This window comes from Acinetobacter sp. TGL-Y2 (genome assembly GCF_001612555.1).
Taxonomy (GTDB): domain Bacteria; phylum Pseudomonadota; class Gammaproteobacteria; order Pseudomonadales; family Moraxellaceae; genus Acinetobacter.
In genome coordinates, this window is record NZ_CP015110.1 from 2,239,747 (window position 1) to 2,257,352 (window position 17,606).

13 protein-coding genes are annotated in these 17,606 nt (G+C 42.0%); 8 read left to right on the forward strand and 5 right to left on the reverse strand.

From position 1 onward, the window contains the following. Positions 1 to 12: 12 nt before the first annotated feature. The gene (tsf, locus tag AMD27_RS10735) at positions 13 to 888 is read right to left on the reverse strand and encodes a translation elongation factor Ts (protein ID WP_067660233.1); all 876 of its coding nucleotides are present in this window, start codon (positions 886 to 888) and stop codon (positions 13 to 15) included. 142 nt (positions 889 to 1,030) lie between these two features. Further along, a complete protein-coding gene (gene rpsB / locus AMD27_RS10740) occupies positions 1,031 to 1,780 on the reverse strand; it encodes a 30S ribosomal protein S2 (RefSeq protein ID WP_067660236.1) in 750 nt (249 codons plus the stop codon). A 212-nt stretch (positions 1,781 to 1,992) separates the two neighbouring features. Here rpsB and map point away from each other — a divergent pair, with 212 nt between their 5' ends. The 4 genes from map to AMD27_RS10765 all read left to right on the forward strand — a co-directional run bounded on the left by map (position 1,993) and on the right by AMD27_RS10765 (position 6,952). Further along, positions 1,993 to 2,817, forward strand: coding sequence for a type I methionyl aminopeptidase (gene map / locus AMD27_RS10750; RefSeq protein ID WP_067660242.1), 825 nt, complete (start codon positions 1,993 to 1,995; stop codon positions 2,815 to 2,817). Between the two features lie 349 nt (positions 2,818 to 3,166). After that, positions 3,167 to 4,249, forward strand: coding sequence for an OmpW/AlkL family protein (locus AMD27_RS10755; protein WP_067660245.1), 1,083 nt, complete (start codon positions 3,167 to 3,169; stop codon positions 4,247 to 4,249). Between the two features lie 246 nt (positions 4,250 to 4,495). Further along, positions 4,496 to 5,710 (forward strand): MFS transporter, encoded by a 1,215-nt coding sequence (locus AMD27_RS10760; protein WP_067660248.1) that lies wholly within the window; start codon positions 4,496 to 4,498, stop codon positions 5,708 to 5,710. A 285-nt stretch (positions 5,711 to 5,995) separates the two neighbouring features. Further along, the gene (locus AMD27_RS10765; protein WP_067660251.1) at positions 5,996 to 6,952 is read left to right on the forward strand and encodes a TauD/TfdA dioxygenase family protein; all 957 of its coding nucleotides are present in this window, start codon (positions 5,996 to 5,998) and stop codon (positions 6,950 to 6,952) included. A gap of 93 nt (positions 6,953 to 7,045) precedes the next feature. On the opposite strand, the gene AMD27_RS10770 is transcribed toward AMD27_RS10765, so the two are convergent. Continuing rightward, a complete protein-coding gene (locus tag AMD27_RS10770) occupies positions 7,046 to 7,969 on the reverse strand; it encodes a LysR substrate-binding domain-containing protein (protein ID WP_067660254.1) in 924 nt (307 codons plus the stop codon). Between the two features lie 102 nt (positions 7,970 to 8,071). Between AMD27_RS10770 and AMD27_RS10775 the strand changes: the two genes are divergently transcribed. Further along, positions 8,072 to 8,935, forward strand: coding sequence for a pirin family protein (locus AMD27_RS10775; protein ID WP_067660257.1), 864 nt, complete (start codon positions 8,072 to 8,074; stop codon positions 8,933 to 8,935). A 100-nt stretch (positions 8,936 to 9,035) separates the two neighbouring features. Here the strand turns inward: AMD27_RS10775 and AMD27_RS10780 are convergent, their stop codons facing one another. Then, positions 9,036 to 10,136 (reverse strand): AAA family ATPase, encoded by a 1,101-nt coding sequence (locus AMD27_RS10780; RefSeq protein ID WP_067660260.1) that lies wholly within the window; start codon positions 10,134 to 10,136, stop codon positions 9,036 to 9,038. A gap of 356 nt (positions 10,137 to 10,492) precedes the next feature. On the opposite strand from AMD27_RS10780, the gene chrA reads away from it, so the two are divergent. Next, the gene (chrA, locus tag AMD27_RS10785; protein WP_067660263.1) at positions 10,493 to 11,755 is read left to right on the forward strand and encodes a chromate efflux transporter; all 1,263 of its coding nucleotides are present in this window, start codon (positions 10,493 to 10,495) and stop codon (positions 11,753 to 11,755) included. 89 nt (positions 11,756 to 11,844) lie between these two features. On the opposite strand, the gene sthA is transcribed toward chrA, so the two are convergent. Further along, on the reverse strand, positions 11,845 to 13,260 hold the full coding sequence (sthA, locus tag AMD27_RS10790; RefSeq protein WP_067660266.1) for a Si-specific NAD(P)(+) transhydrogenase: 1,416 nt from the start codon (positions 13,258 to 13,260) through the stop codon (positions 11,845 to 11,847). A 210-nt stretch (positions 13,261 to 13,470) separates the two neighbouring features. Between sthA and lipA the strand changes: the two genes are divergently transcribed. Further along, the gene (lipA, locus tag AMD27_RS10795) at positions 13,471 to 14,484 is read left to right on the forward strand and encodes a lipoyl synthase (RefSeq protein ID WP_067660269.1); all 1,014 of its coding nucleotides are present in this window, start codon (positions 13,471 to 13,473) and stop codon (positions 14,482 to 14,484) included. Between the two features lie 350 nt (positions 14,485 to 14,834). Continuing rightward, a complete protein-coding gene (locus tag AMD27_RS10800) occupies positions 14,835 to 17,459 on the forward strand; it encodes an acyl-CoA dehydrogenase (RefSeq protein ID WP_081405966.1) in 2,625 nt (874 codons plus the stop codon). Positions 17,460 to 17,606 lie beyond the last annotated feature (147 nt).

Consider the following 17,606-nt stretch of genomic DNA (forward strand, 5'->3'; position numbering starts at 1 on the left):
CATAATTAAAAATTATTGTGCAGCAGCTTGAGCAGCAGCAACTTCTTCAGCGAAGCTCATTTCTGCTTTCTTCTCAATGCCTTCACCCACTTCGAAGCGAACGAATTCAACAATCGTTGTTGCAGTCGTTTTCAAGATTTCTTCAACTTTCTTGTCGTTGTCAATCACGTACATTTGACGTGTAAGAACAACTTCGTTCAAGTATTTCTCAACAGAACCAGACACCATTTTTTCAACGATGTTCGCTGGTTTGCCAGATTCTAAAGCTTTCGCTTCAGCAATTTCTTTCTCTTTAGCAACAAGATCAGCTGGAACTTGTTCAGCAGAAACAGCCACTGGGTTGAATGCAGCAACGTGCATTGCAACACCTTTACCCGTTGCAGCATCACCTGCGTAAGAAACCACAACACCAATTTTCAAACCGTGTTTGTAAACAGCAAGGTTATCGCCAGTTACAATTTTAGCACGACGAACTTGGATGTTTTCACCGATTTTTTGAACAAGAGCAATACGCGCTTCTTCAACAGTTGAACCATCTTCAAGTTTAAGTTCTGCAATTTTAGCAGCATCAGTTTCGTTTGCAGCAAGTGCAGCAGCAGCAACTTTGTTTGAGAAACCAGCAAAGTTTTCGTCTTTAGCAACGAAGTCAGTTTGACAGTTTACTTCTAAAAGAATTGCAGCGTTGCCTTCTTGAACAATTGTGATCGCGCCATCAGCAGCAATGTTACCTGCTTTTTTAGCAGCTTTTGCTTGACCAGATTTACGAAGGTTGTCAATTGCAACTTCAACATCACCATTTGATTCTGTTAATGCTTTTTTGCATTCCATCATCGCAAGACCAGTACGGTCGCGTAATTCTTTTACCATGCTTGCAGTAACTACAGTCATGTCGTTCTCCTAAATTCGGTAGATAAATGTATCTTTTCAAAAAAAACGGCCCAAATTAATCCATCTGGGCCGTTTTGCTTAGTTGATGCCTAATAAGCCACGATTACGTGTCGCAAAGATGACAAACGTGCATCAAGAAGCATTAAGCCTCAGGAGCTTCTTTAACTTCTTCAGCTTTAGCTTGAGCATTTGCTTGAGTTTGAGCATATTCTTTACCAGCAAGAATCGCATCAGCCATAGCAGAAGCATAAAGTGTTACAGCACGAATCGCATCATCGTTACCAGGAATAACGAAATCTACGTTATCTGGGTTCGAGTTTGTATCAACGATACCGATTACAGGAATACCAAGGTTCTTCGCTTCTTTGATCGCAATCGCTTCATGATCAACGTCGATGATGAACAATGCGTCAGGTAAACCGCCCATGTTCTTCACGCCGCCTAAAGAGCGTTCAAGTTTATCCATCTCACGCGTACGCTCTAAAGCTTCACGTTTAGTCAGCTTAAGGAAAGTACCGTCTTGAGATTGAGTTTGAAGATCTTTCAAACGGTTGATCGATTGACGAAGTGTTTTCCAGTTCGTCAACATACCACCTAACCAACGGTGATCAACATACGGTTGACCCGCGCGTTGAGCTTGCTCACGAATGATGTTAGAAGCAGCACGCTTAGTACCAACGAACAATACTTTGTTCTTTTTGCTAGCAAGGTTGTTTACAAAGTTCAAAGCATCATTTAACGCAGGAACAGTGTGCTCAAGGTTAATGATGTGAATTTTGTTGCGCGCGCCGAAGATGTATTCGCGCATTTTTGGGTTCCAAAAACGTGTTTGGTGACCAAAGTGTGCGCCTGCTTGAAGAAGGTCGCGCATGCTTACGTTGTAATCTGCCATTTTCTTTACCTTAAATGTTTGGGTTAGGCCTCCATATGTCCGCATCCTCCACCTTTAAAAAAGGCACCCAGAGAAATGTGACGACATATGTGCGGATTTTAATTGCCCGATTCCAAATGACGTTGTGAATGAATTCACGAAAAAGCATTTGATAAATTGGGCGGCTATTTATACCATAGTCATACATAAATTTCCAAAAGTTTTTAAAGATCATGAACAGTACTTACGAGGCACCACGTCGACTCATCAAAACGCCAGACGAAATAGAAAAAATGCGTGTAGCGGGACGACTAGCAGCAGAAGTTTTGGATATGATCAAACCGCATATCAAACCTGGTGTGACCACCCTTGAACTTGATACGATTTGTCATGACTACATCGTCAACAAACAAGATGCGATTCCTGCATGTCTAGGCTATGGGGCAGCGCCAGGTCGCCCTGCGTTTCAACATGTGATCTGTACTTCAGTCAACCATGTGGTGTGTCACGGTATTCCTTCGGAAGCCAAAGCCTTGAAGAAAGGTGATATTTTAAATATTGATGTGACTGTGATTAAAGATGGTTACCACGGCGACACCAATATGATGTATGTGGTCGGCGGTGAAACGTCTATTCTTGCTGATCGTTTATGTAAAGTGGCACAAGAGGCGATGTACCGAGGTATGGAAACTGTAAAGCCAGGTTCAACCATTGGTGATATTGGACATGCGATTCAGAAATATGTTGAAGCTGAACGTTTTAGCGTGGTACGTGAGTACTGCGGTCATGGTATTGGTACTGTGTTCCATGATGAGCCACAAGTGCTGCATTATGGTCAGCCAGACAGCGGTATGGTTTTAGAAGAAGGCATGACTTTTACCATTGAACCGATGGTGAATGCAGGCGTATGGCAAACCAAGCTACTCGGCGATAAGTGGACAGTTGTGACCAAAGACCATAAACTATCTGCACAGTATGAACATACGATTGCTGTCACCAAAACAGGGATTGAAGTATTAACCGCACGTCCTGAAGAAGATTTATCTCGCTTTGCTTAAATACGCCTTAAAGAATGAATCATTCATTCTTTATAAAATCAGTGTCTTTGGCTGAAATGCCATGATACTTCATCAAAAAGGTCACCTCATGTGGCCTTTTTTGTCTGTTGCGCGGGTGTTTATTTTGATTAAGCGGCTCATTTTTAAGAATAAGTATGGAATAATTTTTATCTAAATTTTAAAATGTAGCTTACCCAATCTTACAAATGCTGAACTTTAGACTCAATAAAGTATAAAAAAAAACATTAGTTAAAAAAAACACTTTGAATGACAACAATACTCTTTCAGTGAATACTCTAATAATACAGCCTATAAAAATAGTATCAACTCGGACATGGAGTCCAACACAATGAATAAAACACTACTCTATCTAGCGACCTCTTTAGCCGCTGTACCTACACTCACTTATGCAGATTCACCTTATTTTAGCTTAAAAGATGGTGATGGCTTTAAACGTTTCTCAGTCTCTGTCGGTGCTTTACACGTGATGCCTCAAGGTAAGGCCCAACCTATTCAGATCAACACTGCCATAAAAAATGGTGAGGTGGCGCAAAATGGCACCATTAAAGTCGATACTGTGCTTGAGAACCTAGATCCAAATCTCAACCAAGATGCTTTAGCGGCCACGCTGAAATTTCTAGGTTTCTTTACCGGTGGTGACTTACCTTCAGGGATTAGTGGTTCATCAAAAATTCAAGGTTTAGAATCTTGGGAAGCTCAAAATACCGGCTTAGAGGCCGAGGATGTCACGACCTTTGGCATTATGACCAATTATTTCTTCACCGATAATATTTCTCTAGAAATCAAAGCCGGTATTCCACCTAAAGTCGATATTATGGGAAAAGGTAAAATTTCTGCACCTTTCGCCGCCATTGCTACACCGCAAATTGGAAATCTTCCGCTAGATTTCTTAGAAATTGGTTTAAAAAATGATATTGCAATTGCGGACTTAGATGCCCATGGCAAAGCAGCTGAAGCGCGCGCATGGACACCCGCATTTGAGTTTCAATACCACTTTGGCAAGACTGGAGTGAATAAGTTTCGGCCTTATGTCGGCGTGGGTCTGATGTATGCATATTTTAATGAATTGGAGATGAACCCTGCCCTTGAAAAAGATTTGGTCACCGCAGGTCATATGATTGCCAATATCAAGCAAGGCAATGCAGGTGCAGCTTTAGAAAAAAAGGAAAGTAGCGCAAATCCAGTGGTGGAACTTGAAGCCTCTGATGCATTCGCACCGGTTGCGACAGTCGGTTTTACCTATGACTTTAATGATCGTTGGTTTGCAGTCGGTTCAGTCAGTTATGCCCATTTAAAAGGTGAAACCACCATTACCGTGAAAGATGCTCAACTCGGTGAGTTGGTTCAAGCCAAATCCGATATCGAAATTAACCCCATTTTAGGTTATGCCGGTGTAGGTTACCGTTTCTAAGTTACCGTTTCTAAGTTACCGTTTCTAAACAGCTACCATTTCTAAAAAAGAGACACCATTTAAAGTGACCTTGAGGTCGCTTTTTTTAACTCTCGATTTAGATCTCATTTTAAGCGTGTTGTTAAACCTTCAATCTTCATGTATTTTTTGCATAAATATTTTTTATTGATTGATAAAAAATAATTCTATCGTCATCATTCTATTGAACACTTACAATTTGAACAATAACAAATCAATGGCTTGATTATGTCTGACACTCGTTTTTCTAAACCGCTTATTTATATGCTCATTGGGAGTGCTTTTATTTTGGCATTATCGCTGGGCGTCCGACATGGTTTTGGACTGTATTTGGTTCCAATGAGTCATGAGTTCAATTGGAATCATGGTGTGTTTAGTCTTGCCATTGCCTTGCAAAACCTTCTATGGGGAGCTGTACAGCCGTTTACTGGAGCACTTGCTGACAAGTATGGCAGTAAAATAGTCGTAGCGACAGGTGGTGTACTCTATGTCATTGGCCTAGTGCTCATGGCATTTAGCTCAAGTGGCATTTTGATTAATTTAAGCCTTGGACTCATCATTGGTCTTGCACTCTCTGCCACCTCATTTTCAGTTTTACTCTCTGCGGTAGGTCGCGCGGCGCATCCGAGTAAGCGCAGTATGGCGATGGGTATTGCCAGTGCAGCAGGATCATTTGGTCAATTCATTATGTTGCCCACGACCCTGCTGTTATTGCAACAATTTGGTTGGTCGTCTGCCTTATTAATCACGGCTATTTTAGTTGCATTGATTGTGCCTTTAGCGTTTATGCTCAAAGCGCCCATGTATCAAGCACCCAATGTGCTAGCAAATGCAAATCAACCCTCTTTAGGTTTTAAGCAAATTCTAATTATTGCCAAAAATCATAAACCTTTTATTTGGCTAGGTTTAGGATTTCTCGTCTGTGGCTTCCAAGTGGTTTTCTTAGGGATTCATCTACCCGGCTATTTGACTGATCATGGTTTTAGCACCACCACGGGCACCATATTTCTGGCTTTGGTGGGGCTGTTTAATATTGTGGGAACCTATACGGCAGGTTGGCTTGGCGACAAATACTCCAAGCCTAAATTACTAATGTGGTTGTATGGTTTACGCGGTATTGCCATCATTACTTTTCTGAGCTTGCCGCTCAGTACATGGACCATTTACAGTTTTGCCATCATTATGGGCTTGCTATGGTTGTCGACCGTACCGCTGACCAACGGCATCGTGGCGAATATGTTTGGGGTCAAATACCTGACCATGCTCAGTGGCATTGTGTTTTTTACCCACCAAGTCGGTTCATTTTTCGGTGGCTGGCTCGGCGGTCTTAACCATGATATAACAGGGAACTACAACATCATTTGGGCAATGACCATTGCCTTAAGCGTATTTGGTGTATTGGTGCATTTCTTTGTGAATGAGGAGGCCGTTGTTCATGACTGATAGCACTCAAGGACTTAAAACCATCGTTTTGTTCGGCATTATCATATTATTGGCTTTAGCGTTATTGCTTTGGTCACAAGTACCTGATCTTTTTCTCTATTTCAATCAGGCATTTTGCGCTCATTAATGTGAAATTCTGCATTATTTTGATCAATTTATTAAAAGTTAAACATTCAAATACTTATGAAATTCATAATGAATTTCATAAGTTTATCATTTCTTATGATTTCTGATTTTAGTGATTGTTTTCTAAATTAAATCAATATCGAAATTTAAGAAATACACATGACCAGTCTGACTCAACTCTCACAAGCGATACACGATGCACCGCGTTGGCATCAAACAGATCACTTTCAGAATCCTGCTGATATTCAAATTATCCCTCTAGCACATGAAGCTTTGGGTGCGGTCGTGATTGGACTAGACGCACGAAAAGCGCAGTCAGGTGAGACTATTTTCCGTTTAAAACAAGCCTTAGCCGAACATTTAATTCTTATTTTTAAACAGCAATCTTTAGATGATTTGCAGTATTTGGCCTTTTCCAGTTACTTCGGTTCGATCTTTAAGCCCAGCGCAGACAATCCTGTTTTAGCCACGCAGTCTGATACTGGAACACCCCCCGATGTCGTACCTGTTTCCAATGCCGTCGGTCAAGGTGACTATACTGGACATGGCGAGTTGTTTCCGCATGCAGACCACCAGTGGACGCCAACCCCTTCTTTTGGCTCTTTGCTCTACGCGATTGAGCTACCCCAAGACGGCGGTCAAACCACATGGTTCAACACCATTAAAGCCTATGCAGCGTTGGACGCACACACCAAGCAGCAGATTGATCACTTGCAATTGATTACCTATAACCCTTTTGTACGTGCCAAAAGCAACAAAGGCACTGAAAATTATGTCAACTCCCCTTTATATCGCTTTAAAGATCAGCCGATTTTGGGACATGCGTATCCGCACCCCTTGGTGCGTACTCATCCTGCATCAGGTCGAAAAGCACTGTGGCTTAATACCCGTAGCGAAGTGGAGTTGGTCAATTATGATGATCAAGCCGGCAGTGAGCTGATTGCACAGTTACGCGCGCATATTTTAAAACCTGAGTTTCGTTATGAACATCAGTGGGAACAAGGTGATATCGTGTTTTGGGACAATCAAGTGACGCTGCATTCACGTCGTCCCTTTCCTGCTGAGCAGCGTCGTCTACTCAAACGGATTAGTCTAGCGGGCGGAAGACCTTTTTAAGCTCAGTCATTTTTTTAATCACCATTAAAATAACACAGCAGTATTCAAGTTTGATGCGTTTAAAATGAGAAAAACAATATGCATCAAGCTGGGTTAAGCCTGCGTCTTTCCAGCACAATTACGCACTTTAAACTGCTCAATTAAATCATCTAACAATAAACGCATTGCAGGCAACATGCCTTGACGCGACGCATAGGCAATATGAATTACCCCTTGAGGCAAACTCCACTCAGGTAAAAGTTCAACCAGCTGTCCCGCTCGTAATTCTTCAAACACCAATACGCGTGGTAATGAGGCAATGCCGACGCCTTTGAGCACCGCGGCTTTCATCGCTGAAAAGTTGTCTGTGCGTAATCTCGGCTCAAAGGCAATTTCGACTTCTTCTTGCTCATGCTGTTTATGCTTAAAATGCCAAGTATGCTGTGGAGTACGAAAACCCACACTCGGAAAATAAGCCAGATCTTCAAAGGTTTGTGGTGCTCCCTTCGATTGGATGAGTTCAGGAATCGCAACCAATACATGTTCCCATGCATCTAAATGCCGCACGATTAAGTCACTGTCTTCTAGGCTGTTGTTTCGTACCCGAATCGCAAGATCAATACCTTCCTCAATCAAATCAACTCGATGGTTACTCGCCATTAAATGGACCTGTACTTCAGGGTATTTATACATAAAATTGGCGATCATTTCCCCTACTGGCATTTCAACCAAGGCCACTGGACAGGATAATTTAATCACACCTGATGGTTCATTAGACAAGGTGCTCTGAATAAAGCTTTCTGCCGCATTGACCTCTTCTAAAATTTTCAGGCAATAGGTATAAAAACGCTGCCCCATTTCAGTGACGGTAAATTTGCGGGTATTACGCTGAATTAGACGTACATTCAAACGTGCTTCAAGGTCAGAGATATGCCGTGAAAGTTTTGATTTGGTGATGCCAAGTGCTTCACTGGCTTTGGTGAAGCCTTGAAACTTAACCACCTGCACAAAGTAATAGTAGTCATTTAAATTTTGCATAATTGTTGCATTTTTAGAATTATCTGTTGAGTTTATCGTCCTGTCATTCTGCAATTATACCTCAATAATAAACATAGAACGAAATATATTAAGGAATTTGACATGAACGTTATACAAAAAGTTTACCGTAGTGACCGCAGCACTTGGGTGGGCGATGGCTTTCCGACAAATTCTATGCTTCCGATGCATGAAATGGGCAACGCCACCAGTCCATTTTTAGTGATGGGTTATACCGGCGAATATGCTTTTGCACCAAGTCATCATCAACGTGGTGTCGGCATGCATCCGCATCGTGGTTTTGAAACTGTAACGATTGTCTATGAGGGCGAACTCGAACACCATGACTCTAAAGGTAACCACGGTAAAATCGCTGAAAATGAAGTGCAATGGATGACAGCAGGTCGGGGCATTATGCATGAAGAGCATCATTCTAAAGGTTTTACCAAAACAGGTGGAACCCTTGATATGGTTCAGCTTTGGGTGAATCTGCCTAGTCATGCAAAAATGACCGAACCGCGTTATCAAGAGTTGACTGAAGCGAATATCCCAGAAGTCAGGCTTGCGGATGATCAAGGCATCGTGCGTGTGATTGCGGGTGAGTACACGGATATCCATGGCACAGCCACAGGTCCTGCTCAGACCTTTAGCGCAATGAACATTTTGGATGTGCGTTTAAATGCTCACGCTGTTCAAGACTTTCAACTGAATCCTGCATGGAACAACATGATCTTTGTTTTAAAAGGTAAGGTTGAAGTGGATCAGCAGCAGTTTTCAGCGATGCATACGCTTTACATCAATGAACACACAGAATCCATTCAGATCAAAGCGAATACTGACACTAAGCTTTTGATTTTGAGTGGCCAACCCTTGAATGAACCGATTGTTGCTCATGGTCCATTTGTGATGAACACCGAGGCAGAAATTCGTCAGGCTTTTGTGGATTTTCAAAGTGGCAAGTTCAGTTAATACGTTCAACATCTTAGATTCATTGTGTTCCGATCATTCGGATCAATTGTTACGTCCATCAAAGGTCACTAACGATGGGTCTGAGTGTCTGACACAGGAATCAGTTTGATACTGAAACAAGGACTGTTTCTCCCTGCTTTTGATCCAGTTGAAAATGCGAAACGTCACAATAAGATTTGATCATTTCTACCAATACGGTCGAATGACTGGTCACCCAAAGCTGGGTATAACGACTGGCCTCTGCAATCAGCATGGCTAAAGCTGGTAATAATTCAGGGTGAAGACTATTTTCAGGCTCATTTAATGCCATGAATAAAGGCGGTCTAGGACTCAACAATGCCACAGTGAGACATAAAAAACGTAGCGTCCCATCTGAAAATTCGGCACTCTCTAAAGGCCGTAATATTCCCTCACGCTGCATCAGCATTTGAAAGCGTCCACCGAGCGCCTCGACTGAAAAATGGCTGTGAGGAAAAGCCTTATTTAATACAGCATAGAGGGTTTCAGTTTGCCCGCGCTCTCGTAAGGTTTCAAATGCTGCCGCCAAATTTACCCCATCATGCGCCAAAATAGGTGAACGAATACCGACTTGTGGCACTCTTATGGGTGAGCTAGCACTGACTGAAAACTCATGGTAAAAACGCCAGTTTTTCATGCTTTCACGTACTTGTGACACTTCAGGATAAAGATGAGGATCAGACAATTGTCCAAATACAGAATCTTCTTGACTCAGACTCATCGGATAGCTCAGTCGCTCACCGTCTATATTTTTTAGAAATGTAGCCTGATTGACCCTTTCCATCAGCTCACTCATTTTTCTGCGCTGATAACCACTTAACCAAATCCCTTCTTTTTTAACCAAAGGGTCTAGCCCAAACAGGCTGATTAATGGCTCAGGAAAGCCAATCTCTAATTGATATTCATAATGTTCCATTTCTACAGCTAAAATCATACGTTTAGGATCTTTAGCACGATCACCCGCCCGATGTCCGCCTGCCCACATGACTTTTTGTATACCGCCTTCTTCTGCAATGGCTTGTGACAGCCTTCCATGCGCAGCCTCGTGAAGCAAACGGATGGCCTTATATAGATTTGATTTACCACAGCCATTTGCACCACTGACAATATTCAGTTGTGTTAACTCCAGTTTCATATTACGAATAGAGCGAAAACCTTGAATATTAATTGATCGAATGCTCATCACTCTTCCTGACTCTGGGTATTCAATAAGCTTGTTATTAAATAAAATATTAAGAACATAAAATTTTTAAATAAGTAAATCAAAATTAAAAAATGAATCTAGAGTGATGTTGTAAGCTTCAAACTCAAATCAGCCAAGCCACGATCTTGAATACAAGCTACTCAATCAATCATTGGGTTTGAATCTACCACCGATCGAAATCTGGATTTTCATGTCACTCTTTTTATATTTACTTTATTTATATTCATCCTTCTTCTCAACCGTTGCTCTCTTAATACTATAGATAGCTCAATTTATTCAAAGCATTGTCATATTGCCACATTAGAATGCCTAAATAGCAACCAGCCATGTGTCTCATGAAAGAACCTCAACTCGCACCAACCAATGGGCAAATATTTCTTTTTTTTCTTCAATTGGGTTGTATCTCTTTTGGGGGCCCTGCTGCACATTTGGTTCTGTTTCATCGAAAATTTGTTCAGCAATTAAAATGGTTCACTGAAGCTGAATACACACAAATCGTGGCATTTAGTCAGATCTTGCCCGGTCCGAGTAGCAGTCAAGTCGGAATAGCGATTGGTTATTTAAAAAAGGGTTACCTTGGTTCAATCTGCGCATGGCTCGGTTTCAGCTTGCCTTCATGTGTTCTTATGACGCTTGCTGCGATGTTAGGACAGTATTATTTTGATCAAATATCTCCTATTTTTTTTCATGTTATTCAACTTGTGGTTCTTGCTATCGTGATCGGGGCCTTTTGGCAAATGTTGCAAAGCTTCTGTAAAGAAATATGGCAATATTTGTTCATGTTGCTCAGCGCATTATTTATCTATTCCAGTGCGCTAAGTTATAGTCAATTCATTGTGATTTTATTCGCAGCCCTGCTCGGCCTTATTTTTTCTCAGCGCAGCAAAAGCACAAAACCTCGCCCACCAGCTCTCAAAAGCGATTTAAGCAAAAAAAATAAAAAGAGCGATCTAGCTAAACCAGATGATTTATATAAAACACACCAAAAAACATATATTTGGCTGGTGCTTTTTATCCTGCCTTTTTTATTTTTTTCATTGACTGATTATTCGAATTCATCGCCTATGATTCAAAGTATTCGAGGTTTATATTTGAGTGCTTCCATGGTCTTTGGCGGTGGGCATATTATTTTACCTCTGTTACATCAAGAGTTTGTCACCACTGGCCTTATTCCAAATCAGCAATTTGATTTAGGCTACGCTTTAGCCCAGCTTATGCCAGGTCCTTTATTCAGTTTTGCCAGTTATTTGGGGGCTTTACTGCACTTTACTCAATTCCCTGTCGTGAATGCCTTGATAGCCACCCTCCTGATTTTTATCCCTTCCTTCTTGCTCATTTGGGGCACATTGCCGTATTGGTCATGGTTAATGCGTCAAGAAAAAATCCGTCAAGCTTTAGCAGGCATCAATGCCGCAGTCATTGGGCTGTTGCTGAGTTTAGTGATTCAGATGTCAGAAAAAAGTGTGCTCAGCGGAACAGATTTAATATTTGTTGGACTACTCGTTTTATTGTTACGCACTCAAATGTCCATCATCGTTATTCTATTAGGAAGCAGCATAAGTTATTACAGCCTTTTAACTTACTTGAACACGCTTTAGTAACCTGAGTTTAGGACGCGTCTCAAGATGGCTAGAACAAAAAACCCGTCAGATCAATCTCACGGGTTTTTCTACAGCAATGGCTCGATTTAGAACAAACGGTTCATACCATTCAATGTTGCTACACGATACGCTTCTGCCATGGTTGGATAGTTGAATGTCGTTTCCACGAAGTATTTAATCGTATTATTCGGACTATTCATGACCGCTTGACCAATGTGAATAATTTCAGCGGCGTTATTGCCAAAGCAATGGACACCCAAGATTTCTAAAGTATCGCGGTGGAATAAGATTTTAAGCTCCCCCACAGTATCCCCTGTAATCTGTGCGCGCGCCAAATGACGAAAAGAGGCTTGTCCCACTTCATATGGAATTTTCTCTTCGGTCAATTGCTGCTCATTCTTTCCAATGGATGAAATTTCAGGAATGGTATAAATACCCGTTGGAATATCAGTGACAGGCGCAACATTTTGCTCGCCACTCATATTCGCACCGGCACAGCGACCTTGGTCATAGGCAGCCGAAGCCAGCGATGGCCAGCCAATCACATCACCCGCTGCATAGATATTTTCAGCTTCAGTTTGATATTGCTCATTGACAGAAAGTTGACCACGACCGTTTGGCTTGATGCCTACGTTTTCTAAACCTAGACCATCGGTATTGCCTGAACGACCATTACACCAAAGAATTGCGTCTGCTTTAATCTTTTTACCACTTTCTAAATGCAACACCACATGATCATCAAACGTTTCTAAATGATCAATTTGCTCATTGTGGCGAATCAACACACCTTGTTCACGTAAGTGATATGACAATGCATCTGCAATTTCGTCATCTAGATAGCTCAGTAATTTGTGCTGAGTATTGATCAAGTCTACTTTATGATCTAAACCAATAAAAATGGATGCATATTCACAGCCAATCACCCCTGCGCCATAAATGATGATTTTTTGGATGGTAAAATCGAGATCTAAAATTTTATCCGAATCAAATACACGTGGATGATTAAAATCTAAAATACTTGGGCGGTATGGACGGCTACCCGTTGCCACAACCAATTGTTTGAAAATAATGGTTTCTTTCACGCCATCTGGGGTAAAGATCACCGCGGTATTTTGATCTTGGATATACGCACGACCATTATAGATATCAATGCGATTACGATCATAAAAACGTGTATGCGTATCGACTTGTTGTTGAATCACTTTATGCGCATTGCGAAGCACTTGCTTCATCGTAAATTGTTTCCAATTCCCGACTTTTTGGAACATTGGATCACGTTGGTAACGAATAATGCTTGATACCGTTTGACGTAGTGCTTTACTTGGAATAGTGCCTACATGCGTACAGTTCCCGCCCAATTGTTCACGCATATCGACCACTGCAACACGCTTGCCTGATTTTGCAAGCTTCATTGCTGCGCCTTCACCAGCAGGGCCAGAACCTAAAACAACAGCATCATATTTGACAAAGGTTCCACTCACGACCTCTTTCTTACGTGGCATTCAATGCTCCTCTTCATTCATATATTCATTGATCTGTGCCTATTATGACGTAAATAAGGGGACTTTGCTGTATTTCCCTATCATATATTGCATGATGACCACATTTAGTAAATGAATAGCGTTTTTGCCCCCATTTAAGCTCAAAGTCGTTATAATAAAAGGGCTATGATTGAGTATCTCCCCCGTCAAAAAACAGTGGATAAGTTGAATATGTCTGATAACCGTAAACCAGTACAGGGTGAAAAGCTCCGTGGCGCAGAGAAAGTAGCGCGTATACCTGTAAAAGTTATTCCTACGGTTGAAACACCACGAAAGCCAGACTGGATTCGGGTGAAAATGGCTGCGCCAGATGAAGTTCAACGTATTAAGACAACTTTACGCGCGCAGAAATTGCATACTGTATGTGAAGAAGCTGCCTGTCCGAACCTTCCTGAATGTTTTGGTGGGGGTACAGCAACTTTCATGATTATGGGCGACATTTGTACACGTCGCTGCCCATTTTGTGATGTGGCACATGGTCGTCCGAATGCACTTGATGCAGATGAACCGCGCCATATGGCAGAAACCATTTCAAATTTAGGTTTGAAATATGCGGTGATCACATCGGTTGACCGTGATGACCTACTCGATGGTGGTGCGCAGCATTTTGTGGACTGTATTAAAGAAGCGCGTGCATTAAGTCCAAAAACATTGCTTGAGATTTTGGTACCAGACTTCCGTGGTCGTATGGATATTGCTTTACGCATCATGACCGAATGTCCACCCGATGTATTCAACCACAATATTGAAACAGTGCCGCGTTTGTACAAAGCGATGCGTCCAGGTTCAGATTATCAGCATTCATTAAACTTACTTAAAATGTTTAAAGAATATTGCCCAGAGATTCCAACCAAATGTGGTTTGATGGTGGGTTTAGGGGAAACTGAAGAAGAAGTACTTGCGCTACTTGATGATCTTCACGCGCATGGCGTGGATTACATCACTATTGGTCAGTATTTGCAGCCTTCGAAAGAACATGCACCTCTTGATCGCTTTGTTACCCCTGAAGAATTCGAGCGCTATACAGCTCATGGTCAAAAACTGGGCTTCCGCAATATTTGGGCGGCACCAATGGTGCGTTCAAGCTATTTTGCAGATCGTCAATACTATGGCGAGCCGGTCCCTGCGGTACGTCGTAAAGTAGATCCTGCCAAGAAAATTGCGGTACAAGCAATCGAAGCTTAATCTGTCAAAGTTATTTTGATTTCTAAAAGCCCTCTCTGGAGGGCTTTTTATGGCTTATACCATCTAAATAATACATTTATAAATTACTTTTGCTGACATTTCTTTGCCAAGCAAGCCTTGAAAAATGATTATTTTTCAATCATTTTAGTCATAAATACCGACAACTTAATTTCATCAATTGGCTTTAATGTGTAGCCAAACATATCAATATTAACGTTAAGGTTCACCTTTTTATCTGGATAATACATCTGAATACTTTATTAAAACAGCTGATCTGAAGCATAAATTTAAAATGGAATCATAAAGCTTAGATTTTGATCTCAATAAAACTAAATAAACTGGAGAAAAAAATGTTGTTTGTTCTCAGTGCGCTCATTCTACTTTTTACGCTATGGGCAATTTTCTTTTTTGAAGCGAGCCGATCTATCGGCGCCATGATCTTGATGGTGGTATCGGCTGCTGTGGCATTTCTCAGTCCGTGGTCTTTAATTATTGGACTACCGCTTATCCTCATCAGTCTCATCGTTTTGATTGATCCACTCAGAATGGCACTGATCACCAAACCCGCCTATAAAACGTTGGCCAATGCCATGCCAAGCATGAGCACCACGGAACGAGAAGCCTTAGATGCGGGCACCAGTTGGTGGGAAAAAGAGCTATTTATGGGGGCGCCCGACTGGACAAAATTTGATGCCTACCCTTATCCCACTCTTTCCAGCGAAGAACAGTCTTTTCTCGACAATGAAGTGCAGCAGCTTTGTGCGATGCTGAATGAATGGGAAATTCACCATCATTTAAAAGATCTTCCGCCCGAGGTTTGGCAATTTATTAAGGACAAAGGCTTTTTAGGACTGATCATTCCCAAAGAATACGGCGGTAAAGCGTTTAGCTCCTTCGCGCAAAGTCGCATTATGAGTAAAATTGCCTCACGCTCACTCACCACAGCAGTAAGCTGTATGGTGCCCAACTCACTGGGACCGGGTGAACTACTACTTCATTATGGTACAGAAGAACAAAAAAATCGTTACTTACCGGGACTCGCTAAGGGTGAAGAAATTCCTTGTTTTGGTTTAACCAGTCCTGAAGCAGGATCGGACGCAGGTGCAATCCCTGATACGGGTGTGGTCTGTTACGGACAGTTCGAAGGAAAGCAAGTGCTCGGACTACGCATGAATTTTTCAAAACGTTGGATTACGCTTGCGCCGATCGCGACCGTTGTGGGTTTGGCCTTTAAACTTTATGACCCAGATGGTTTACTGGGCGACAAAACGAAAACAGAATATGGCATTACCTGTGCGCTACTACCGGCGAAACATGAAGGCGTCATAGTCGGTGCAAGACACAATCCCGGCTCGCCCTTCATGAATGGTACAGTAGACGGCAAGGATGTATTTATTCCATTGGATTGGATTATTGGTGGGGTTGAAAATGCCGGAAAAGGCTGGCGCATGCTGATGGAGTGTTTGGCGGTCGGTCGTGGGATTTCACTTCCAGCGCTCTCTACTGCCGCAGGTGAAATGAGCTACTTAACTGTCGGCGCTTTTGCCAAAATCCGTCAACAATTTAAAATATCAGTGGGTAAATTTGAAGGCGTACAAGAAGCCACCAGTGATATTGCCTCGGACACTTATATGCTCGAAGCGTTCCGTTATTTAGTGACATGTGGACTCAATCAAGGCGGTAAACCCGCAGTCATGACTGCCATGGCCAAATACTACGCTACAGAAACTATGCGTAAAGTGGTGAACCATAGTATGGACGTGGTCGGTGGTCGTGCCATTCAAATGGGACCCCGTAACTTCTTGGCACTTCAGTATCAAGCCATTCCAGTGTCTATTACGGTCGAAGGCGCCAATATTTTAAGTCGCTCTTTAATGATTTTTGGTCAAGGTTCAATGCGTTGTCACCCGTATCTATTTGAAGAGTTACAGCTTTTACAAGCCGAAGATAAAGACGCGGCGCTGAACACATTTAATGAGATGCTGTTTAAGCACTTGGGTTATACCTTTAACCGTACTGCGCGTTCATTTGCCTATGGTTATTTCGGTGGGTCAAGTCAGGCATCCAATAATGCAGATGCTTTTAGTAAACCTTATTACAAGGTAATTAACCGACTCAGTGCCAACTTCGCTTTGGTCGCTGATATGTGTTTGGGCTTACTGGCAGGTGATATTAAACGTAAAGAAATGCTCTCTGGTCGTTTGGCTGATATTCATGCGCAATTGTTTATCTCAACTGCGCTGTTAAAATTTTATCAGCAAGGAAAACGTACCGAAGCTGAACAGGCGCATGCAAAGCTGGCTTTAGATAAAGCCCTTTTTAGTGCTCAGAATGCCTTTTTTGGACTGTTTGATAATTTCCCTATGGGAGCTGCGGCAGGCTTGGTTAAATTTATTTGCTTCCCACTCGGTCGTCCGTTACATCAACCAAGCGACAAACTGAAACTCCAAGTCGGCGAATGGTTTATGCAAGAAAATGCGTTCCGCGATCAACTCAAACAGCATGTATTTTATAATACCGATGCCAATGACGTCACAGGTCGTATGGAATCCACTTTCTTAATGTTACTTGAGATTGAAGACCTTTGGGATACTTTCAAAAAGGCAGAATCGAAAGGAAAATTCAAAGGCTTAAGCTTTGAAGAACACCTTGCAGATGCGGTGGCCACTCAGTTCATTGATGAGGCTCAAGCTGAAAAACTTGCCATCTACAATGAAAAACGTTTTGACAGTATGTTGACGGATATTTTTGATATCGAACTCAATCAAAGTTTGGATCTGCATAATCCTCATCGTCCGCCACATCATCAGCCGCATAACCTGCAATCAGATGCACAGCTTCAAAAACAGTCTGAGTTAGAAACAGGTGTAACATCAGATTTACACAGCAACACTCAATTCAGCAACACAGCATCTACGGGCCCTCAAACTGCACAGAATGCGGACGGCGATTCTTCAAGGTCCTCGGACAAATAGCGGGTAGAAAATTTGTTTCTTTGCCCATCAAGAAGGCTGATCACAGCCTTCTTTTTTATTGAACTTAAAAGGTCGCACGCATCTCAAGTATCATCCCATAGTTCTAGTGTTGCTAACTTTGATCTCTCCCTATGACTATGGACAAAG